This window comes from Streptomyces sp. Qhu_M48 (assembly GCF_051305195.1).
Classification (GTDB): Bacteria; Actinomycetota; Actinomycetes; order Streptomycetales; family Streptomycetaceae; genus Streptomyces.
In genome coordinates this window covers 2,609,711-2,629,830 of record NZ_CP195432.1, presented here as the reverse complement: position 1 = coordinate 2,629,830, position 20,120 = coordinate 2,609,711, and the positions used below count along the sequence as shown (strand labels likewise).

Here is a 20,120-nt window from a genome sequence, read left to right as displayed (position 1 = left end):
CACGGGTCCGGCCGCTACCCGTAGCTCCGAGCCGCCACCGGTCCCGCCGCCCGCGCCAGGGCGTCGGCCAGGGGTTCGACGTCCGCGACCGTGAGGCCGGAGACGGTGACCCGGACGGCCGGCCCCGTGTTCATCCGGAACCGCGCGCCCGGCGCCACCGCCCACCCCGAGGCGATGAGGCGCGCCACCGCGCCCGTCTCGTCGGCGACCGGCACCCACACGTTCATGCCGGAGCGCCCGTGGGCCTCGACACCCCGGCGGGCCAGCGCGCGTACGAGTCCGTCGCGCCGCTTCCCGTACGCGCGCGCGACGACGGCCGGGTCCACGGACTCCGTGGCCCAGAGGCGGGCGACGGTCCCCTGGAGGAGCCGGCTGACCCAGCCCGGGCCGAGCCGCTGCCGCCCGAGGACCCGGTCGACGGTCTCGGCGTCGCCGGTGAAGGCGGCGATCCGCAGGTCGGGCCCGTAGGCCTTGGCGACCGAGCGGATCAGCACCCAGTGGTCGGTGCCCCCGGCCAGCGGGCGCAGCGGCTGCGCGACGATGCCGTGCCCGTGGTCGTCCTCGACGAGGAGCACGCCCGGATGCCCGGCGAGGACCCTCCGCAGTTCCCGCGCCCGGCCCTCGGTCACACTCGCCCCGGTCGGGTTCTGCGCCCGGTCGGTCACGATCACCGCCCGCGCCCCGTCCTTCCGGACGGCCCGCTCGACCTCCTCCGGCAGGGGCCCCTCGTCGTCGACGGCCATCGGCACGGGGCGCAGCCCGAGCGCGGGCACCAGGTCGAGGAGGCTGCCCCAGCCCGGGTCCTCGACGGCGACGGCGTCGCCCGGCCTGAGGTGGACGGCGAGTACGCGCTCGACGGCGTCGAGGGAGCCCGAGGTGACACCGATGGGCCCGTCCGGCACTCCGTCGGCGTCGAAGGCGGCGCGCGCGAGCCGCCCGAACTCCTCGTCGATGGGCGTCTCTCCGTACATGCCGGGCCGCTCGGCGTACCGCCGCGCCACCTCTGCGAAGGCCTCGCCGAGCGGGGGCAGCAGGACGGGGTCGGGACTGCCGTTGCTGACGTCGCGGACCCCCGCGGGGGCCTCGACCCGGATCGAGCCGCGCGCGGTCGTGGCGGGGCGCGGGCGCACCCGGCTGCCGCGCCGCCCGTCGGTCTCGATGACCCCGCGCTCGCGCAGGGTGCGGTAGGCGGCGGCGACGGTGTTGGGGTTGACGCCGAGGTCGCCGGCCAACTCCCTCATGGGCGGCAGCAGTTCACCGGGCTGCAGGGACCCGTCGGCGACGCCTCGCTCCACGCTCGCGGCGATGTCCGATGCGCGGCGACCTTCGATCCGATACTCTCCTAGCACAAAGCCAAGTATGCACTAGTGCAATGGAGTACGCAATGACCGCCGCCGCCGACACGTACACGCCGACCGACCGGACCGTGCCCACCCGCTCCCGCGCACGCGCCTCGTACGACAAGGCACTGGTCCACTCGATACTCGACGAGGCCTACGTCTGCCACCTCGGCTTCGTCCGCGACGGAGCCCCGGTCGTGCTGCCGACGCTCTTCGGCCGCGTCGGCGACCGCCTCTACGTGCACGGCTCCACCGGCTCCCGGCCCCTGCGCGCGGCCGGCGACGGCGTGACCTCGCCGGGGCTGCCGGTCTGCCTGACCGTGACCCACGTCGACGGCCTCGTCCTGGCCCGCTCCGCGTTCCACCACTCCCTCAACTACCGCTCGGTCGTGGTCCTCGGCACCGCCCACCAGGTCACCGACCCCGACGAGCTGCGCACGGCCCTGGACGCCCTGGTCGACCACGTCGTCCCCGGCCGCTCCGCCGACTCGCGCCCCGCGAACGCCAAGGAGCTCGCCGCCACCGCCGTGATCCGCCTCGACCTGGACGAGGTCTCGGCGAAGGTCCGCACCGGCGGCCCCAACGACGACGCCGAGGACCTGGACCTCCCGTACTGGTCCGGTGTGGTCCCGGTGCGCGGCGGCTACGGCACACCGGTGCCGGCCGACGACCTCGACCCGGCGGTCGCCGTGCCCGCGTACCTGACCGCGCTCTGAGCCGATCCCCGAACCGTACGCACGAGGGAACGACGGAAGGACGGAAGGACGCACGATGCTGATCCACCCCTGGGACGCCGCACAGGACGAGGGCGAGTGGCGCGACTGGCTCTCCCGGCACGACTTCGGACAGCTCGCCGTGAACGGCCTGCCCGGAGACCCGCCGTGGGTGCAGCCGGCGCACTTCCGGTACGAGGCCGAGCCCGGCCCGTACGGCCGCGTACTGACCCACCTGGCCCGCCCCAACCCGCTGTGGCGCGCCCTGGAGGCGAACCCGACGGTGCTGCTCAGCGTGGTCGACGACCACGTCTTCGTGCCGGGCACGTGGACGGCCCCCGAGGGCACGCCGTCCGCCCACGGCACCCCGACGTCGTACTACGCCGCCGTCCAGCTGCGCTGCACCGCGCACGTCGTCGACGACCCGGCGGAGAAGGCCGAGCTGCTCAACCGGCAGGTCGCGCACTTCCAGCCGGACGGCGGCACCGCCCCGGCCGTCCCGGGCGAGGCCCCTTTCGGCCGCCTCCTGTCCGGCATCCGGGTGCTGCGCCTGGAGGTGACCGAGGTGCGGGCCAAGTTCAAGTACGCGGGCAACAAGCCGCCGGAGGTCCAGGACCGCGTCATGGACCGGCTCGCCGAACGCGCGGGCCCCGGCGACCTGGCGGCCCGGACCCACCAGCAGCGCCGCCGCGTCGGCTGACACCGACGGGCGGCGGACGCCTGCCGGAGACAGGGCGCCACCGGCGGCAGGCAGGGCCGCGGGCGCGCTACGCGGCCACCGCCTCCCGCCTGCGTTCCGCGGCCGCCGCCCGGGCCTCGGCGAAGGCGAGCCCCGTGACGGCGGCGAGCAGCAGCAGCGTGCCGAGCACGATCGCGGCGGTGAGGCGCTCACCGAGCAACGAGACCGCGATCACGGCGGCGCTCACCGGCTCCAGGAGCATGATCACGGAGACGGTGGCGGCCCGGACGACCGCCGCCCCGGCGAAGTACAGCGCGTACGCCAGCGCGGTCGGCACGGCCGCCACGTACACGAGGAGGAGCACCACGCTCACCGGCGCGTCCGTGTGCGGGAGGAGGCCCTCCACCAGCGCCGCCGGCAGCAGCCCGGCCGCCCCGATCGCGAACGCCCAGGTGGTGGTGGCCAGGGCGTCCGTACCGCCGCCGTCCCGGCCGAGCCACCGGGTGAGCAGCGTGATCGCCGCGTATCCGGCCGCCGAGACGACCGCGAGGACGACACCCAGCGGCCGCACCTCCGCCGCCCCGCCACCCAGGACGAGGACGAAGAGCCCGGCGAGCGCCCCGACGACGGCGGCGACGCCGCCGCGCCCGAGGCGCTCGCCCATGGTGAGCCGGGCGCCGAGGGCGATGAGAACGGGGCCCGCCCCCAGGGTCACGACCGTGCCGACCGCCAGGCCGGTGGCCTGGACGGCGGCGAAGTAGGCGCTCTGGAAGACCGTGAGGCCGATGCCGGTGCCGAGGATGCGGGCCGTCCGACGGCCGCGCGGTTCCCCGGCCGTACGGGAGACCTCGCGCCGGGGACGCAGGGCGAGCGCCCCGAGGAGCAGGACGAGGCCGCCGACGCAGCGCCAGAAGGACAGCGCGAGCGGGCCCATGTCGCTGATGCGGAAGATCAGCGAGGCGGCGGCGCCCGCCGTGCCCCAGGCGACCCCGGCGACGATCAGATAGAGCAGACTCCGCCCGACGGACAGGGCGGACCCGGGCAGGACGGACCCCGGCAGGGCGGATCCGTCCAGGGTTCCGGACAGGGCGGTTTCCGAAGTGTTCGACACGTGACTTCTCCGTGGAAGACAGGAGGGAAAGGTGGTCGCTCGGCTCCGCGCGCGGGCAGCGACGAACCGCTCGGGGGCGAGGAGTCGCCCGGCCGAGCCCGGTCTTCGTCGAGGAGGGTCGCCGCGCGCTAGGCGGCGGGCGGCGGAAGGACGGTCGAATGCATGATCGGCACCCTAGGGGGCGCTCTGCCCGGCGGACAACTCGGTATCCCGGCCCGACCCGTCGGCACCACGGGCATCACGGGCAGCACGCGCATCACGGCCGTCACCGGTTTCGCCGACATCGCCCGCGTCACCGCCACCGCCGACCGACCCGGCGACCGACCCGGCGACCGGCACCGCCACCGGCGCCTTCGGCGTCGAGGACTGGGCGATGAAGGCCCCCATCAGGACCACCGCGCCACCGATGATCTGCGGCGCGTCGAGGTGTTCACCGAGCAGGACCCAGGCGAGGACGGTCGCGATGACGGCCTCCAGACAGGCCACGACACCCGCCACCTGCGGGGAGAGCCGGCGAACCGAGATGACCCCGGTGACGTACGCCAGCACCGTGGCGATCAGCACGATCCAGCCGAGCAGCAGCCACGCGGGCACGGCGCTGCCGTCCATGTCGGCGCTGCCGCCGAGGAGCGCCCAGTCCATGCCCCACGGGCGCGCGACGACGGTCAGGACGAGCGCGCCGATGAGCAGCCCGTACGCGATGACGCCGAGCGGATCGGCCGGCTCGGCCTCGTCGGAACCCTGGTCGGAGAGGACGAAGTAGCCGACCTGGCAGCAGGCGGCGGCGAGCGCCAGGAGGAGGCCGAAGAGGTCGAAGGTGAGCCCGGACCAGACCTGGACGACACAGGCGAGGCCGCCGACGGCCAGGACGACGCCGAGGGCGGCGGCGCGGGTGACGGGCCTGCGCTGGACGAAACGGACCCAGCCGAGGACGAGCGCCGGTGCGAGGTACTCGATGAGCAGCGCGACCCCGACGGGGATGCGGGAGATGGAGGCGAAGTAGAAGGCCTGGACACCGGCGACGGCCAGCAGCCCGAAGCCCACGAGGAGAGCGGGTTTGCGGCGCAGGAGGTCGCGGTGGCGCCAGGCCACCGGAAGCATGACGAGCGAGGCGCCGGCGACCCGGAGCCACACCACGTGGAGCGGGTCGAGTCCCGCTTCGATGAGTGGCTTGGCCGCCACTCCTGAACCGCCGAATGCGAAGGCCGAGGCCAGGGCGAGTCCCAGGCCGGCGCTTCTCCCCTGAGACGCGTGCATCGGGCCATGATGACAGGGCTCGGTCAGGCGCGTAACCCCCGTCACACCTGTTGAGACGACCCGCCCTCACACCGCGGAACGGACCCTTCCGTACCGGCCGCCCTTCCGGCGGCCGCACCACCGCCGATCCGCGTGGCGATACGGGCGACCAGCGCGTCCGGATCGACCCCCGCGCGGCGCAGCACCTCGACGGCCCGGCTCTCGGGGTCGGCCGCGATGACGGCGAGGAGGTCGAGGCCGCGGGCCTGGGCCTCACCGCGCTCCGCCGCCCGCCGGAAGGCCTCCTCCAGGGCGGCGGACGCGGCCGGCGACCAGCCGGACGCCCTGGAGTCACGCGACTCGGCCCCCCGCGCGGCGGGCAGCAGGCGCCTGGTGCCGGTGTCCTCGACCGAGCGCTGCCAGCGCAGGCCGTAGCCGATGGAGCGCTGGACGAGATATCCGAGGACGCGGGCGAGCCGGCGGCCGCCCTCGAAGACGGCACCGGCCTCGGCGTCGGAGTCGAGGAGCGAGTGCAGCAGGTGGGCGGTGTCGATCTGGCGGTCCCCGTCGCGGAGCGCTCTGCGGCGGGCACCCGTCACGACGGTCACGAGAGACGGCGTGAGGAAGGGCGCGAGCTCCGCGCGCGTGGCGGCGGGCTGCCGGGGTGACGGGGGAAGCGGGACGGGACGGTGCACCCTCCCACCTCATCAGGCCCGGGCGGTCCGGGCATCGCCGGGGAGGAGCATGTCCGCATCCCACCGGAGTCGGGCACGTGCGCACGGTTCCTCCTCCTTACGGATGAGATCGCGCACGTTGCCCCCACGGGGCGCGCGCCGCCTTGCTTTGCGCCCCCGACGCAACCACGGACCCTTCCCCGAACGTCCTCCGGTCGTGTTCTGGATGGTGGCCCTGCTCGCGCTCGACGGGCGGCAGTACGTCTACCGGGTGTACGCGCCCCGGGAGGCCCTGCCGGCCGATCTGTTCTGGGCGGCGTTCCACTGCCACGAGGAGGACGGCGCGCCCCGCGCCTCCGACAGCTTCGACGCGGCCGAGATCTGGTGGATCGGCGACAGCGCGGGACCGGCCGCCGCGGAACTGACGGTTCATCAGTATTGAATGTTCACGACCGTACCGCTACGTTCCGCGACACCGGAACCCAGTTGGCACGCGTGAAGGGGTGGTCTCATGGCCGAAGTCAGCGCGGAGGCACGGATCGAGGCGCCGGCCGGGAAGGTCTGGGCGCGGCTCACGGACTTCTCCTCGTACGGCGAGTGGAACGCCACCCACACCAGCTTCCCCCACGGCGGCCCGGAGACCCTGGAGGCGGGCGCCACCTTCACCGAGAACATGAGACTGATGGGCTTCCCCGCCGAGGTGCTCTGGACGATCGAGGAGCTGGAGTCCGAGCGGGCCTTCGCCATCCAGGGCAAGGGCCCGATGGGCGTCCTCGTCACCACCCGCTACTCGTTGGCGGCGGCGGACGGGCACGCGACGACCGTACGGATCGACGGCGCCTTCACGGGCGCGGCGGTCTCCCTGATGGCGGGCAGACTCAAGGACTCGGCGACGGCGGCCCTGACCGAGTCGCTGCGCAGGCTCTCGGGCCTGGTCGCCTGAGGCACGGCCCGTCACCCGAGTACGGGGAAGAGCCCCGCGGCATCAGCCGCGGGGCCCTTCCCCGCATCCTCAGTCCTCGTCGGCGAGGATCAGGTACAGCTTCTTGCGCGCCTCGTTGATGACGCCGACCGCCTTCTGACGCTGCTCGGAGCTGCCGGTCTTCCAGACCTGCCCGAACGCCTCCATCAGACCGAAGCCGGCCTGCCGGATCTCGTTCACGGCCTCCCAGTCGACACCGCGCCCGACCTCCTCCCAGGGGGCCTCGGGGCCCTCCTCGGCCTCGGCGCGTCCGGTGTCGGTGAGCGTGAACAGCTTCTTGCCGCCCTCGCTCGCGCTGGTGATCAGCCCCTCGTCCTCCAGCATCTGGAGGGTCGGGTAGACCGAGCCGGGACTGGGCTTCCACGCCCCGTCGCTGCGCTCGCCGATCTCCCGGATCATCTCGTAGCCGTGCATCGGGCGGTCCTTCAGGAGCGCCAGGATCGAGGCGCGCACGTCACCGCGCCGCGCCCTCCCCCGGCCGCCACCACCGCGGCCGCGGCCACCGCCGAAGGGCCCGCCCCCGAAGGGGCCCCCACCGAAGCCCGGCCCGAAGGGGCCGAACGCGGCACGCCGTCCCTCGAAGTCGCCGCGAGGCCCGGGGCCACAGCCTCCGCGGCCGGCCCCGTGTCCGTTTCCGTACTCGTGTCCATGTGAACGCATCGCAACGCTCCTTCCATCGGGATTTACTCGCTGAATGGTCGCGATGCGTCAACGATATATCGGAACTGTTCACCGAGCAAGCCGTTCGACTGACCTGCCGCTGACCCCGACCCGGTCCAGTTCTCCGCGATTGGCCTTGGCCCGCCGCTTTCCGCCCCCGGTACGGTCGGCGGCATGCGGATCCGAATCGTCGACGCCTTCACCGACCGGCCCTTCTCCGGCAACCCGGCCGGAGTCCTGCTCCTCGACTCCTTCCCGGAGGACGCCTGGCTCCAGAAGGTCGCCGCGGAGGTCAACCTCTCCGAGACGGCCTTCGCCCACCCCCTACCCGCCGGCGGCGAGGCGGGGTGGGCCCTGCGCTGGTTCACCCCCACCACGGAGGTCGACATGTGCGGCCACGCCACCCTGGCCACCGCCCATGTCCTGCACGCCACCGGAACGGCGAGCGGCGCCGTACGCTTCGCGGCCCGCTGCGGGATCCTCGGGGCCACCGCCGAGGCCGACGGCACGATCACGATGGACTTCCCCACCTCCTCCCTCACCCCGGTCCCCGCCCCGGACGGTCTGGAGAAGGCGCTCGGCGCCGAGGTCCTCGCCGTCCACGACACGGCCGCCCACATCGGCGACCTCGTCGTCGAACTGCGCGACGAGTCCACCGTGCGCGCGCTCACACCGGACTTCGCCGCCCTGAAGGGCCTCTCCTCGCGCGGCATCATCGTGACCGCCGCCGCGGAACGCCCCGACGGCGGCTACGACTTCGTCTCGCGCGGCTTCTTCCCCGCCGTCGGCATCGACGAGGACCCGGTGACCGGCAGCGCCCACACCGCACTCGCCCCCTACTGGTCGGCCCGGTTCGGCCGCGACGACCTCGTCGGCTTCCAGGGCGGCACCCGCACGGGCATCGTCCGGACGCGGCTGCGCGGCGACCGCACCCTCCTGAACGGCCACGCGGTCACGGTCATCGAGGGCGACCTCCACGCCTGACGACCGGGGCGGGAACACGGGAAGAGGGCGTACGGACCATCCGTACGCCCTCTTCCCGTGACGGCCGCCTCATGACCGCCTCACACCGTCGGCAGCCAGCCCACCTTCCCCGCCAGCAGCCCATATCCGACGAAGGCCACGATGTCGAGCAGCGCGTGCGCCACGACGAGCGGCCCGACCCGACCCCAGCGCCGGTACAGAAGGACGAAGACCACGCCCATCACCACGTTGCCGATGAAGCCGCCGATGCCCTGGTAGAGGTGGTACGAGCCGCGGAGCACCGAGCTCGCCACCAGCGCGGCCATCGGCGTCCACCCCAACTGCCCGAGCCTGCGCAGCAGATAGCCGACGACGATGACCTCCTCCAGGACGGAGTTCTGCACCGCCGAGAGGATGAGGACCGGGTACTTCCACCACACCTCGGGCAGCGACTCGGGCACCACGGTCAGGTTGAACCCGGTCGCCCGCGCCGCGAGGTAGAAGGCGAGCCCCGCGCTCCCGATGCCCGCCGCGACCAGCGTCCCGCGTCCGAGGTCGGACCACGGACGGGTCCGGTCGAAGCCGATGGCCCGCAGTCCGGATCCCTCGCGCAGCAGCAGGTGCGCGACGAGGACGACGGGGACGAGGGCGGTGGCGATGCCGAAGAGCTGCCAGGCCAGGTCGAGCCACGGCCGCCCGGGTGCGTACGAGCCGTTGAGCGTCGCCGCCTGCTCCTTCAGCGCCGCGTCCCTGGTCAGGGAGCCGATGAAGCTGATGAGGGACGACACCGCGCTCGCGCCGAGCGAGAGCGCGAGGACGATGAGCGTCTCGGAGCGCAGGACCCGGCGGGACAGACCGTCGGGAGGCAGGGCGGCATCACTCACTCGCTGTTCCGACACCACACCTGTCTCCACTTCGCGGTCGCGGACGGACGCCGACCCGGCGGGCACCGTCCCGCACACGCCGTCCCGGCGGACACCGTCCCGGCGGCGCCCCGACCACTGTGCCATGATCAGCCGCCGCCCCGCCCCCGCCCGCGAGGCTCCGGGGGGATCGGCCTCAGTCGATCCCCACCGGCCAGGTGTGCACGGGCTCCCCGGCGTGCATGAGGGTCCGGTAGCGGCGGGTGGTCGCGGCGAGCGCTGCCTCGCGGTCGAGCCCCGACTCCAGCGCCTGGTGGAAGGTGTCGGCCTGCCAGGAGGCGCCGTTCACCTTCCGCAGACAGCGCTGTTCGATCACACCGAGGTAGAAGTCCCGGTCGGCGGGCTCGATGTGCCAGGCGTCCAGCCCGGCGGCGGCGAGCGGCAGCAGTTCGTCGAGGACGAGCCGTACCGCCGGGACGGTCGCCATGCCGCCCGCCCGGCCCGGGCGGGGCCAGCGCAGCTCCGCCTCGATGCCGTGGCGGCAGGCCGTGTCGAAGTTGGCCTCGGCGTCCTCGAAGGCCATCCGCTTCCAGACCGGCCGGGGGTCGTCGGCGAGGGCGCGCACGAGCCCGTAGTAGAAGGCCGCGTTGGCGATGACGTCGGTGACGGTCGGCCCGGCCGGCAGCACCCGGTTCTCGACGCGCAGGTGCGGGACCCCGTCGACCCAGCCGTACACGGGCCGGTTCCACCGGTAGACGGTCCCGTTGTGCAGGACGAGTTCCTGGAGGCGGGGCACCCCACCCTCGTCGAGGACGAGCTGCGGGTCCTCGTCGTCGCAGATGGGCAGCAGGGCGGGGAAGTAGCGGACGTTCTCCTCGAAGAGGTCGTACACCGAGTCGACCCACCGCTCCCCGAACCAGGTGCGCGGCCGGACGCCCTGGGCCTGCAGCTCGGGCGGCCGGGTGTCGGTGGCCTGCTGGAAGAGGGGCGGCCGGGACTCGCGCCACAGCTCGCGGCCGAAGACGAAGGGGGCGTTGGCACCGAGGGCGATCTGGACCCCCGACACCGCCTGCGCCGCGTTCCACACGGCGGCGAACCGGGCCGGCGTCACCTGGAGGTGCAGTTGGACCGAGGTACAGGCCGACTCGGGCACGATCGAGTCCGAGGTGCACCGGAGCCGTTCGACGCCGTGGATGTCGAGCGTGAACTCCTCTCCCCGGGCGACGAGGATCTGGTCGTTGAGGAGCGTGTAGCGGTCGGCCGTCGACAGGTTCTCGAAGACCAGGTCGTCCTGGGTGAGCGTGGGCAGTATGCCGATCATGACGACGCCCGCGTCGAGTTCCGCCGCCTTGCGGTCGGCATATCCGATTCCGGTTCCGATCTCCTCCGCGAGCCGGTCGAATACGCGCCCGCCGAGCTGGTGGGGTGCGATGTTCACTTCGAGATTGAACATTCCGAGTTCCGTCTGGAAATCGGGGCTCGCGATCTTTTCGAGAACCGGACCGTTCAGCATCCGGGGCAGTCCGTCGGCGCCCGCGAGATTGAGTTCGATCTCCACGCCCATGAGATTGCGCGGGCGGTCGAACCTCTTCTCCGCCAGGAGCCTCGCGAGCCCCGCGAGGCACTGCTGGAGCTTTCTCCGGTACTGCTGCCGGTCGGACGGGCCGAACCCGTCGGCCACGACCTTCTCCCCCATCGAAGCGTCCCTCCCCAGTGGGCGGCCGCCATGACGGCCGCGCGTCACGATCGATGATGCCCACCCGACTGATCCATAACGCCTGCGGAGGAAGCCTGTCGGAGGATAGGCTGGATGCAGTGCACCACTGTCACGTCCCAGAGGCATACGACAATCGACATATACCAACGTCCTATTGCCTCGGAAGTCGGGATCGAAATCCAGCCGTCCGCCTTCGCGAGGAATACGCAGGTGGGAGCGACATCGTCACGGGATTCCGCTTCGACTCCCCTCGATTTAAGACCTGATGACGCCTTGCCAGGAATATCGGCGACGTCTAGCGGAAACACTGTGTGAACACGTGTCGTATAAACTCCGCGGACGAGGCAGAGTGTTGGCGCCCCGCCATGGCCTCATGGCCCTCTCTGGCCCCGCCGCCGACAGCGCCGTCGTACCCGCCCACGCGTCAACGTGTCTCCTGAGTGAGAGGCGACCCACCATGCTCCGACCCTTCCCGGCCCCCGCGCCGGCCCTCCGCAGTGTCCTCGCGGCCCTCGGCTCTCCGACCGCCGTACGCGAGGCGCGAACTCCCGCCCTACGGGCGGCGCAGGGACCGCTGAGCCCCGAACTCCCCCTGCCCGTACACGTCCTCGGAGTCGCCGGGACACCGGGCCACGCGCCCCGAACCCGACTCGCCGGCTGGCGTTTCCTGATCCGGAACGGGGACCGGGCGATCGCCGCGGCGGACACCATGCTCACCCCCGACGGCTGGTCCTTCTCGCACTTCTTCGAGGGGCCGTACGTCACCGCCACGGAGCGGGCGCTGCTCCAGGCCGAGGCGCTGCCCGTCCCGTACCAGCCGCGACTGCTCTCCGTACCGGAGCTGTACATGCTGACCCTCTGGCTGCACGCCGAACCGGAGGCGGACGGGGCCACCACGTCCCCGGCCGCGGCCGATCTGCTGGTGCCGCTGGCCCCCGCCCCGCCGGGGATCGCGGCCCACCGCGCCTATCAGGTCGCCGACCTCCTGCCCGTGCTGAGTACGCGCCTCGCGCCGCCGCCCCTCCTGGGCTCGGCGGCGCCCGCCTGATGCATCGCACGTGCGTCTCCGCCCCGTGACCCACCCGGGTCACGGGGCGTACTGCTGTCCGAGCCCCCCGCCCGAACGCTCCACCCGAACACCCCGCCCGGACGGACTAGCCCACTGGGACCACCCCGAACCACCCGAAGAGACGGTGCAGTTGACCTGAACCGCCCCTGCGGGTGATGCGTCTTACCGGGAAAGGACGAGCTGCCGCCAAATACCTGCGGAAGAGCGTCCATGGGGCAAGACTGGGACCGGACCGGACCGGAACCGAACCGACCGACGGGGGCGGCGATGAGCACCAAGAGCCGCAGGACATCCACCACGACGCAGCGAAAGAACCCACCCATGTGCCAGCACCAGCCTGCCTGTCCCACCGCCGACTCCGCCGACCGCGAGGCGGCCCGCCTGACGGCACACCACCCGGAGCAGGGCTGGAGCCTGCTGTGCAACGGCGTCCTGCTCTTCGAGGACACCGGTGAACTGCTGCCGGACGGGCAGATCATCGCCCCGCACCGGCCGCTGACCGCGGGACAGGTGACGGCCGCCGCCTGAGCGGTGCGGAGCCGACACAGACACCGACACCGACACCACGCGAGAGCGGAAAAGCCGAGGGCCGGCCCGGAGGAACTCCTCCGAACCGGCCCTCATGCCTTGATCAGTTGTCGTACTCGTCCAGCGGCGGGCAGGAGCAGACCAGGTTCCGGTCGCCGAAGGCACCGTCGATGCGGCGCACCGGCGGCCAGTACTTGTCGGCGGCCGAGACCCCGGCCGGGAAGACGGCCTCGTCGCGCGTGTACGCGTGGTTCCACTCGCCGCCCAGCGCGGCCGCGGTGTGCGGCGCGTTGTGCAGCGGGTTGTCGTCGGCGGGCCACTGGCCCGAGGAGACCTTCTCGATCTCGGCCCGGATCGCGATCATCGTGTCGCAGAAGCGGTCCAGCTCGGTCAGGTCCTCGGACTCGGTGGGCTCGATCATGAGCGTGCCGGCCACCGGGAACGACATCGTCGGCGCGTGGAAGCCGTAGTCGATGAGACGCTTCGCGATGTCGTCGACCGTGACGCCCGTCGCCTTGGACAGCGGGCGCAGGTCCACGATGCACTCGTGGGCGACCAGACCGGCCGGGCCGGTGTAGAGCACCGGGAAGTGCGGCTCGAGGCGCTTGGCGATGTAGTTCGCCGCGAGCACGGCGACCTGGGTGGCGCGCTTGAGGCCCTCCCCGCCCATCAGGCGCACGTACGACCACGAGATCGGCAGGATGCCCGCGGAGCCCCACGGGGCGGCCGAGATCGGGCCGACGCCGGTCTCCGGGCCCGCGGTGGGCTGGAGCGGGTGGTTCGGCAGGTACGGCGCGAGGTGGGCGCGGACGCCGACCGGGCCGACACCCGGACCGCCGCCGCCGTGCGGGATGCAGAAGGTCTTGTGCAGGTTCAGGTGCGAGACGTCGCCGCCGAAGTGGCCCGGCTTGGCCAGACCGACCAGCGCGTTGAGGTTGGCGCCGTCGACGTACACCTGACCGCCGGCCTCGTGGACCTCGGCGCAGATGTCGGCGACGTGCTCCTCGAAGACGCCGTGCGTGGACGGGTAGGTGATCATCAGCACGGACAGCTCGTCGCGGTACTGCGCGATCTTGGCGCGCAGGTCCTCGACGTCGACCTCGCCGTCGTCGGCCGTCTTCACGACGACGACCTTCATGCCGGCCATCACCGCGGAGGCGGCGTTGGTGCCGTGCGCGGAGGACGGGATGAGGCAGACCGTGCGCTGCTCGTCGCCGTTGGCGCGGTGGTAGGCGCGGACGGCGAGAAGACCGGCCAGCTCGCCCTGCGAACCGGCGTTCGGCTGGATCGAGACCTTGTCGTAGCCGGTGACCTCGGCGAGGCGCTCCTCCAGCTCGGTGATGAGCGTGACGTAGCCCTGCGCCTGCTCGACCGGGGCGAACGGGTGCATCTGGCCGAACTCGGGCCAGGTCACGGACTCCATCTCGGTCGTCGCGTTCAGCTTCATCGTGCAGGACCCGAGCGGGATCATGCCGCGGTCGAGCGCGTAGTCGCGGTCGGCGAGCTTGCGCAGGTAGCGCAGCATCGACGTCTCGGAACGGTGCGCGTGGAAGACCGGGTGGGTCATGTACGCGTCGGAGCGCAGCAGACCGGCGGGCAGCTGGTCCTCGGCGTCGGCGTCCAGGGCCTCGACGTCGGCGGTGACGCCGAAGGCGCCCCACACGGCGGCGAGCTGGGCGCGCCCGGTGGTCTCGTCGCAGGACATCGACACGTGGTCGGCGTCGACGCGGTAGAGGTTCACACCGGCCTCGCGGGCGGCGGCGACGACCTCGTCGGCCTTGCCGGGCACGCGGGCGGTCAGGGTGTCGAAGAAGGCGCCCTGGGTGAGCTCCACGCCTCCGGCGGTCAGGCCGGCGGCGAGGATCGCGGCGTACCGGTGGGTGCGGCGCGCGATGCCCTTGAGGCCCTCGGGGCCGTGGTAGACGGCGTACATGCCGGCCATGACGGCGAGCAGCACCTGAGCGGTACAGATGTTGCTGGTGGCCTTCTCGCGGCGGATGTGCTGCTCGCGGGTCTGCAGGGCCAGGCGGTAGGCGCGGTTCCCGTCGGCGTCGACGGACACACCGACCAGACGGCCGGGCAGGGAGCGGGCGTGCTTGTCCTGGACGGCCATGTAGCCGGCGTGCGGGCCTCCGAAGCCCATCGGCACACCGAAGCGCTGCGTCGTGCCCACGGCGATGTCCGCGCCCAGCTCGCCCGGCGAGGTGAGCAGGGTGAGCGCGAGCAGGTCGGCGGCGACGGTGACGATGGCACCGAGCTCGTGGGCGGCGTCGATCAGCGGCTTGATGTCGCGGACGGCGCCGGAGGCACCGGGGTACTGGAGGAGCACGCCGAAGACGCCGCGCTCGGCGATCTCGGCCGGGATGCCGTCGCCGAGGTCGGCGACGACGACCTCGACACCGGTCGGCTCGGCGCGGGTCTCGATGACGGCGATCGTCTGCGGCAGGGCGTCGGCGTCGATGAGGAAGACACCGTTCTTGACCTTGCCGACGCGCCGGGCGAGCGCCATGGCCTCGGCGGCCGCGGTGCCCTCGTCGAGGAGGGAGGCGCCGGAGGTGGGCAGCCCCGTCAGGTCGGCGACGACGGTCTGGAAGTTCAGGAGGGCCTCGAGGCGGCCCTGCGAGATCTCCGGCTGGTACGGGGTGTACGCGGTGTACCAGGCGGGGTTCTCCATCACGTTCCGCAGGATCACCGGCGGGGTGAAGGTGCCGTAGTACCCGAGGCCGATCATGGGCGAGAGGACCTGGTTGCGGTCGGCGAGCGTGCGCAGCTCGGCGAGCACCTCGGCCTCGGTGCGCGCGGCCGGCAGGCCGAGCGCCTCGGCGTTCTTGATCACGTCCGGGACGGCGGCGGCCGTGAGCTCGTCGAGGGAGCCGTAACCGACCTGGGCGAGCATCTTGGCGCGCGCCTCGGCGTCGGGCCCGATGTGCCGCTGCTCGAACGGAATGCCCTGTTCGAGCTCGGAGAGCGGAATGCGGTTGGCGGTCATGTACGGAGGCCTCCTGGTCGTCACGACCTGCGAGGGGCACCACGGCGCGGGTACCCGGACGGCCTCCCCCTCTGTCATCTCAACCTGAGAGTTTCACCGGCATGCTTCGCGGCACGCCGGCTTTCACCGTCGGTGAGAGCGCATGCCGTCGGACACCGCTCTGCTTTCCAGAGTGACCTCGTCCGCGCGGTACAGGGGCCTGAGAGATTCCGGGGAGGATTTGCTCCTTCGGCGCCCACCGGAAGGTTTCTCCGGGGGACTCTCCCGCACAGGGTCGACAGCCACAGCCAGCCTACCAGCGAGGTTGCGGCTCCCATCGCTCAAGTGGCCGACATCCCAGATGTGCACTTTCGTAGGGTGTAGAGCAGTTGCGACCAGTTGGAGGGACCGTGCAGACCGATATCGATCCGCGCAGCCTGATCGGCCGCAAGGCGTACGACCGGAGCGGGCACAAGATCGGAACCGTGGACGAGGTGTACCTGGACGACGCGACCGGCATCCCCGAGTGGGCGGCGGTCCGCACGGGCCTGTTCAGCCGGGACGCCTTCGTCCCCCTGGAGCCGAGCGACCTGCTCGACGACGGCCTCCACATCCCGTACGAGCGGGCGCTCATCAAGGACGCCCCCGACTTCGGCGTGGGCCGCCATCTCTCCCCCGAACAGGAGCTCCAGCTCTACCGCCACTACAGCCTCGCGCTCCCCCCGCCCCCCACGGACACCCCGGACACCGACTTCGGCCGCCTGGCGGGCCAGGACGGCCCGTAGCCCCTTCCCGCGGGGCGGCACGGGCGGTCCCACGCCCGTCCGCGGGCCGCCGCCCCCTACTCCCCGCCCACCAACGGCAACGCCTCCCCGGGCACGAGCTCGGGATCGTCCACCGCGAAGGTCCGTACCCGGCCCGGCTTCGACCCGGGCGACTCGAACCGCACCGTGACGCGCCCCACGCCGCTCCCCTGGACCCAGCCGGCCCCGTACACCGCGTGCCGCACGTCGTGCCCGGGCGACCAGTGCCGCTCCACGGCCCCCTCGGCCCCCGGCCCGGCGGGGGCCACGACCGCCGTCACGGCCCCGACGCCCTCCGCCGCCTCCCCCGAACCGGGGGAAGCTCCGGCCCCCGCCTCGGCGGCTGCCCCGGCCTCGGCCACCGCCTCCGCTTCGGCCTGCGCGAACAGATCCTCCTGCGTGTAGTCGGCCAGCCCACTCACCCCGACCCCCAGCAGCCGCACACCCCCCGTCGTGTCGACCCCCTCCAGCAGCCGCCCCGCCGCCTCCCGCACCACACCCGGGTCGTCCGTGGGCCCCCGGAGCGTCTCGGACCGCGTGAGGGTGGAGAAGTCGAACCGCCGGACCTTGAGGACGATGGTCCGTCCCGAGTGCCCCGAGGCCCGCAGCCGCCCCACGCACCGCTCCGCCAGCCGCTCCACCTCGGTCCTGATCCGCACGCGGTCGTGCAGGTCGACGTCGAAGGTGTCCTCGACGGACACCGACTTGGCGTCCCGCTCGGCCACCACGGGCCGATCGTCGTACCCCTGGGCCATGCGGTGGAGGGAGGCCCCGTGCGCCCGCCCGAGGAGCCGTACGAGCTCGTCCTCGCCCGCCTCCGCGAGATCGGACACGGTGGTCATCCCGGCCCGCCGCAGGTGCTCCCCGGTCGCCGGCCCGACCCCGGGCAGGATCCGCACGGAACGCGGCCCGAGCAGCTCCCGCTCGGTCCCTGGCTCGATGAGGACGAGTCCGTCGGGCTTGGCCTCCTCGGAGGCGATCTTCGCGATCATCTTGGACCCGGCGAGCCCCACCGACCCCGTCAGGCCGGTGGTCGCCAGGATGTCCACCCGCAGCCGCTCGCCCGCGGCGCGCGCGCTCGCGCTGTCGTCGGCCACGCCTCCGGCCTCCAGGTCCACGAAGGCCTCGTCGAGGCTGAGCGGCTCCACGAGCGGGGAGAGCCGCCCGAGCAGCTCCATCACCTGCTCGCTGATCGACCGGTAGAACGCGAAGCGGGGGACGAGGTAGGCGGCGTTCGGTGCGAGCCGCCGCGCCTGGCCCATGGGCATCGCCGAGTGCACCCCGAAGCGGCGTGCCTCGTACGAGGCGGTGGCGACGACACCCCGGGGCCCGAGACCACCGACGACCACGGGTTTGCCGCGCAGGCTGGGCTTCGACGCCTGCTCTGCGGCGGCGAAGAACGCATCCATGTCGAGATGCAGGATGGTGGGCGCGGCTCTCACGCGTCCGATGCTGCCTCACACCACTGACAACGCGACCGCACCGACCCGCCACCGGCCCGAGGACCGGGCGGCGGCAGGCCCTCAGACGGCCCTGTCGCGGCGGCGCCGCGCCAGCTCGTCCCCCGGGTTGTTCCCCACGAGCGTCTCACCCGTGTCGACCCGTTCGCCGTGCAGCTGCGAGAGGGCCGCCTCCACGTCCCTCCAGACCACGCCCACGGCGATGCCGAAGACGCCCTGTCCGCCCTGGAGCAGCTGGACGACCTCGTCGGGCGAGGAGCACTCGTACACCGTGGCCCCGTCGCTCATGAGCGTCATCCGCTCCAGGTCGCGGAAGCCCCGGGCGCGCAGATGCTGCACGGCGGCCCGGATGTTCTGCAGGGCCACCCCGGTGTCGAGGAAGCGCTTGACGATCTTCAGGACGACGACGTCGCGGAAGCTGTAGAGCCGCTGCGTCCCCGACCCGTACGCCGGCCGCACGCTCGGCTCCACGAGCCCCGTGCGTGCCCAGTAGTCCAATTGGCGGTAGGTGATCCCGGCCGCCGCGCAGGCCGTGGGGCCGCGGTAGCCGACCACCTCACCGGCCTCGCCAGGACCGGAGCCCTGTCCGGCCACCTGTCCCGTGCCCGAGCCGGTCCCCGCACCGGCGTCCGTACCGAAGTCGCCCCCACTGCCGTGAAGCGGATACGGACCGCTCTCCCCGGACGCGCGTCCGAGCGAGCTCCCTGCCGTACCGTCCGCGCTGCTCATCACGCCGACCCTCCGTCCTTGACCTGCCCACACGAAGGTAGGCAGTCACTCGGGGTGCGTCAACGATCGCCACACTCGGCACGCCGAGTGATAATCACCCTGAGAGTGGTTTCCCATGTCTCTCGCCGGGGAAAGGCTACTCGAATGCCCTGACAGCACCCCGTGAACGGCATGCGGCCGCGCCGCTTCGGCTCACTGACTGTTGGTCCCGAAATCCTCCGGTGAGATCTGGTCGAGGAACTCGCGGAACTTCTCCACCTCGTCCTCCTGCTCGTCCGGAATCGCGATGCCGGCGTCGTCCAGGACACCGTCACTGCCGAAGATCGGCGTTCCGGTCCGGAGGGCCAGTGCTATCGCGTCCGACGGGCGCGCGCTCACCTCGACGCCGCTGGCGAAGACCAGCTCGGCGTAGAAGACCCCGTCACGCAGATCCGTGATGCGGACTTCGGTAAGTTCCTGCCCCACGGCCTCCAGCACGTCCTTGAACAGGTCGTGCGTCAGCGGCCGCGGAGGCGCCATCCCCTGCTGGGCGAAGGCGATCGCGGTCGCCTCCCCCGGTCCGATCCAGATGGGGAGGTACCGATCGCCTCCCACTTCACGCAGGAGCACGATCGGCTGGTTGGAGGGCATTTCCACCCGGACACCCACAACGTCGAGCTCGTTCACACAGCAACCCTAGGACGTGCCCGGCCGGTTTGGATAGTCGGGCCCGCCCAAGGACGTGCCGAACCGACCGCCGGACCCGTACGGAGGCCGCTCGCGGACGGCCCTCCGAAGCCGTGGCGAGGGGGTGTCCGAGGTCGGGCGGAGCCGCGTCCGAGGCCGCGTCCGACCGTTCCGAACCGGTCCCGGGCCCTCACGGGGTCACTGGAGCCGAATTCCCAGAGCGGTCTGGACGAGCGCCGCGTGCAGCCGCACCGACTGCGCGGCCAGCTCCTGCGCGGTGGCCTCCGCATGCGCCCTGGTCTGCGGGTTGCGGTGGCGGCGCAGCGGCGCGACGACCTGCTCGATCAGCCCGGCCTCCCGGTCCGCGGCCGCCTTGACGGCCCGCAGGTGCCGGGGCTCCAGTCCGAACCGCCCCAGATCCGCGACCAGCCGCGCGACGGTGACGGTCTCGGGGTCGTAGCCCCCGGCCTCCGTCTCGGAGATCAGACCGTACGACTCCCAGGCGACGAGATCGGTCTCCGTCACCTCGGCCGCGGCCAGCAGTTCGGCCCGCCCGATCCGCACGGCGGTCGGCGGCTCCGCCTCCTGCTCCCAGGCACCCTCGATCAGGTCACGACGGCGCCCCGGGGCGGGGAGCGGGATCTGCTCCCCCCTCGCGAGGGCGTCGAGGTGCTCGCGGATGACCTTCAGCGGAAGATAGTGGTCCCGCTGCATCCGCAGGATCTGAGCGAGCCGCTCGACGTCCTGCGCGCTGAACTTCCGGTACCCGGAGGCCGTACGCCGGGGCTCCACGAGCCCCTCGGCCTCCAGGAACCGGATCTTGGAGATGGTCACTTCGGGAAATTCGTCGCGCAGCTGGTTCAGCACCGTGCCGATGCTCACCAGCCTGTCGCCCGCGGTGGCGGCGCCGGACCCGGCACCGCCCGTCGGTGTTCGCAGCATGGACCTTCCCTGAAGGC

The 20,120-nt window shown here is 72.5% G+C and carries 20 protein-coding genes and 1 riboswitch; of the genes, 8 read left to right on the top strand and 12 right to left on the bottom strand.

Translation table 11 applies throughout. The features are described 5' to 3' along the window. Positions 1-14: 14 nt before the first annotated feature. Complete coding sequence (locus ACRRSS_RS12205; RefSeq protein WP_435971218.1) at positions 15-1,349, bottom strand: aminotransferase class I/II-fold pyridoxal phosphate-dependent enzyme; 1,335 nt, start codon at positions 1,347-1,349, stop codon at positions 15-17. A 23-nt stretch (positions 1,350-1,372) separates the two neighbouring features. On the opposite strand from ACRRSS_RS12205, the gene ACRRSS_RS12200 reads away from it, so the two are divergent. Next, positions 1,373-2,056 (top strand): pyridoxamine 5'-phosphate oxidase family protein, encoded by a 684-nt coding sequence (locus ACRRSS_RS12200; protein ID WP_435971217.1) that lies wholly within the window; start codon positions 1,373-1,375, stop codon positions 2,054-2,056. 55 nt (positions 2,057-2,111) lie between these two features. Continuing rightward, entirely contained in the window at positions 2,112-2,753 is a 642-nt protein-coding gene (locus ACRRSS_RS12195; protein ID WP_435971216.1) for an FMN-binding negative transcriptional regulator, read from the top strand. 67 nt (positions 2,754-2,820) lie between these two features. Here the strand turns inward: ACRRSS_RS12195 and ACRRSS_RS12190 are convergent, their stop codons facing one another. The 3 genes from ACRRSS_RS12190 to ACRRSS_RS12180 all read right to left on the bottom strand — a co-directional run bounded on the left by ACRRSS_RS12190 (position 2,821) and on the right by ACRRSS_RS12180 (position 5,774). Continuing rightward, a complete protein-coding gene (locus tag ACRRSS_RS12190; RefSeq protein ID WP_435975308.1) occupies positions 2,821-3,792 on the bottom strand; it encodes a DMT family transporter in 972 nt (323 codons plus the stop codon). Positions 3,793-4,017: 225 nt separating this feature from the next. Further along, positions 4,018-5,100 (bottom strand): EamA family transporter, encoded by a 1,083-nt coding sequence (locus tag ACRRSS_RS12185; protein WP_435971215.1) that lies wholly within the window; start codon positions 5,098-5,100, stop codon positions 4,018-4,020. A 41-nt stretch (positions 5,101-5,141) separates the two neighbouring features. Further along, positions 5,142-5,774: a Clp protease N-terminal domain-containing protein gene (locus ACRRSS_RS12180; RefSeq protein WP_435971214.1), complete on the bottom strand. Its 633-nt coding sequence runs from the start codon at positions 5,772-5,774 to the stop codon at positions 5,142-5,144. Positions 5,775-5,970: 196 nt separating this feature from the next. On the opposite strand from ACRRSS_RS12180, the gene ACRRSS_RS12175 reads away from it, so the two are divergent. Then, on the top strand, positions 5,971-6,195 hold the full coding sequence (locus ACRRSS_RS12175) for a hypothetical protein (RefSeq protein ID WP_384119045.1): 225 nt from the start codon (positions 5,971-5,973) through the stop codon (positions 6,193-6,195). A gap of 69 nt (positions 6,196-6,264) precedes the next feature. After that, positions 6,265-6,696: a type II toxin-antitoxin system Rv0910 family toxin gene (locus ACRRSS_RS12170; protein WP_435971213.1), complete on the top strand. Its 432-nt coding sequence runs from the start codon at positions 6,265-6,267 to the stop codon at positions 6,694-6,696. A gap of 69 nt (positions 6,697-6,765) precedes the next feature. On the opposite strand, the gene ACRRSS_RS12165 is transcribed toward ACRRSS_RS12170, so the two are convergent. After that, positions 6,766-7,395 (bottom strand): PadR family transcriptional regulator, encoded by a 630-nt coding sequence (locus tag ACRRSS_RS12165; protein ID WP_435971212.1) that lies wholly within the window; start codon positions 7,393-7,395, stop codon positions 6,766-6,768. Positions 7,396-7,569: 174 nt separating this feature from the next. Here ACRRSS_RS12165 and ACRRSS_RS12160 point away from each other — a divergent pair, with 174 nt between their 5' ends. Continuing rightward, the gene (locus tag ACRRSS_RS12160; RefSeq protein WP_435971211.1) at positions 7,570-8,379 is read left to right on the top strand and encodes a PhzF family phenazine biosynthesis protein; all 810 of its coding nucleotides are present in this window, start codon (positions 7,570-7,572) and stop codon (positions 8,377-8,379) included. An 80-nt stretch (positions 8,380-8,459) separates the two neighbouring features. Here ACRRSS_RS12160 and ACRRSS_RS12155 read toward each other — a convergent pair whose 3' ends face one another. Both ACRRSS_RS12155 and ACRRSS_RS12150 read right to left on the bottom strand, forming a co-directional pair. Further along, complete coding sequence (locus ACRRSS_RS12155) at positions 8,460-9,242, bottom strand: CPBP family intramembrane glutamic endopeptidase (RefSeq protein WP_435971210.1); 783 nt, start codon at positions 9,240-9,242, stop codon at positions 8,460-8,462. Positions 9,243-9,417: 175 nt separating this feature from the next. Further along, positions 9,418-10,917: a glutamate--cysteine ligase gene (locus ACRRSS_RS12150; RefSeq protein WP_435971209.1), complete on the bottom strand. Its 1,500-nt coding sequence runs from the start codon at positions 10,915-10,917 to the stop codon at positions 9,418-9,420. A gap of 478 nt (positions 10,918-11,395) precedes the next feature. Between ACRRSS_RS12150 and ACRRSS_RS12145 the strand changes: the two genes are divergently transcribed. Together ACRRSS_RS12145 and ACRRSS_RS12140 are read left to right on the top strand one after the other, a co-directional pair. Continuing rightward, entirely contained in the window at positions 11,396-11,986 is a 591-nt protein-coding gene (locus tag ACRRSS_RS12145; RefSeq protein ID WP_435971208.1) for a hypothetical protein, read from the top strand. A 342-nt stretch (positions 11,987-12,328) separates the two neighbouring features. Continuing rightward, a complete protein-coding gene (locus ACRRSS_RS12140; RefSeq protein WP_188266675.1) occupies positions 12,329-12,535 on the top strand; it encodes a DUF5999 family protein in 207 nt (68 codons plus the stop codon). Between the two features lie 103 nt (positions 12,536-12,638). On the opposite strand, the gene gcvP is transcribed toward ACRRSS_RS12140, so the two are convergent. Continuing rightward, positions 12,639-15,524, bottom strand: a complete 2,886-nt coding sequence (gcvP, locus tag ACRRSS_RS12135; protein ID WP_435971207.1) for an aminomethyl-transferring glycine dehydrogenase — start codon at positions 15,522-15,524, stop codon at positions 12,639-12,641. Between the two features lie 177 nt (positions 15,525-15,701). Beyond that, positions 15,702-15,801, bottom strand: a riboswitch (glycine riboswitch). 112 nt (positions 15,802-15,913) lie between these two features. Here gcvP and ACRRSS_RS12130 point away from each other — a divergent pair. Continuing rightward, positions 15,914-16,288, top strand: a complete 375-nt coding sequence (locus tag ACRRSS_RS12130) for a PRC-barrel domain-containing protein (RefSeq protein WP_435971206.1) — start codon at positions 15,914-15,916, stop codon at positions 16,286-16,288. Positions 16,289-16,344: 56 nt separating this feature from the next. Here the strand turns inward: ACRRSS_RS12130 and ACRRSS_RS12125 are convergent, their stop codons facing one another. From ACRRSS_RS12125 to ftsR, 4 genes are all read right to left on the bottom strand, one after another. Continuing rightward, on the bottom strand, positions 16,345-17,748 hold the full coding sequence (locus ACRRSS_RS12125) for a DNA polymerase IV (RefSeq protein ID WP_435971205.1): 1,404 nt from the start codon (positions 17,746-17,748) through the stop codon (positions 16,345-16,347). 81 nt (positions 17,749-17,829) lie between these two features. Further along, positions 17,830-18,495, bottom strand: coding sequence for a MerR family transcriptional regulator (locus tag ACRRSS_RS12120; RefSeq protein WP_435971204.1), 666 nt, complete (start codon positions 18,493-18,495; stop codon positions 17,830-17,832). A 192-nt stretch (positions 18,496-18,687) separates the two neighbouring features. Further along, positions 18,688-19,161 carry a bifunctional nuclease family protein gene (locus tag ACRRSS_RS12115; protein ID WP_017238433.1) on the bottom strand — a complete coding sequence of 158 codons (474 nt, stop codon included), beginning with the start codon at positions 19,159-19,161 and terminating at the stop codon, positions 18,688-18,690. A 198-nt stretch (positions 19,162-19,359) separates the two neighbouring features. Then, on the bottom strand, positions 19,360-20,103 hold the full coding sequence (gene ftsR, locus ACRRSS_RS12110) for a transcriptional regulator FtsR (protein WP_435971203.1): 744 nt from the start codon (positions 20,101-20,103) through the stop codon (positions 19,360-19,362). Positions 20,104-20,120 lie beyond the last annotated feature (17 nt).

Bases quoted from the DNA above. Each gene is read 5' to 3' on its own strand.
- ACRRSS_RS12200 (WP_435971217.1), top strand. From the start codon at position 1,373: ATGGAGTACGCAATGACCGCCGCCGCCGACACGTACACGCCGACCGAC.
- ACRRSS_RS12195 (WP_435971216.1), top strand. From the start codon at position 2,112: ATGCTGATCCACCCCTGGGACGCCGCACAGGACGAGGGCGAGTGGCGC.
- ACRRSS_RS12185 (WP_435971215.1), bottom strand. From the start codon at position 5,100: ATGCACGCGTCTCAGGGGAGAAGCGCCGGCCTGGGACTCGCCCTGGCC.
- ACRRSS_RS12170 (WP_435971213.1), top strand. From the start codon at position 6,265: ATGGCCGAAGTCAGCGCGGAGGCACGGATCGAGGCGCCGGCCGGGAAG.
- ACRRSS_RS12165 (WP_435971212.1), bottom strand. From the start codon at position 7,395: ATGCGTTCACATGGACACGAGTACGGAAACGGACACGGGGCCGGCCGC.
- ACRRSS_RS12160 (WP_435971211.1), top strand. From the start codon at position 7,570: ATGCGGATCCGAATCGTCGACGCCTTCACCGACCGGCCCTTCTCCGGC.
- ACRRSS_RS12150 (WP_435971209.1), bottom strand. From the start codon at position 10,917: ATGGGGGAGAAGGTCGTGGCCGACGGGTTCGGCCCGTCCGACCGGCAG.
- ACRRSS_RS12145 (WP_435971208.1), top strand. From the start codon at position 11,396: ATGCTCCGACCCTTCCCGGCCCCCGCGCCGGCCCTCCGCAGTGTCCTC.
- ACRRSS_RS12140 (WP_188266675.1), top strand. From the start codon at position 12,329: ATGTGCCAGCACCAGCCTGCCTGTCCCACCGCCGACTCCGCCGACCGC.
- gcvP (WP_435971207.1), bottom strand. From the start codon at position 15,524: ATGACCGCCAACCGCATTCCGCTCTCCGAGCTCGAACAGGGCATTCCG.
- ACRRSS_RS12120 (WP_435971204.1), bottom strand. From the start codon at position 18,495: ATGAGCAGCGCGGACGGTACGGCAGGGAGCTCGCTCGGACGCGCGTCC.
- ftsR (WP_435971203.1), bottom strand. From the start codon at position 20,103: ATGCTGCGAACACCGACGGGCGGTGCCGGGTCCGGCGCCGCCACCGCG.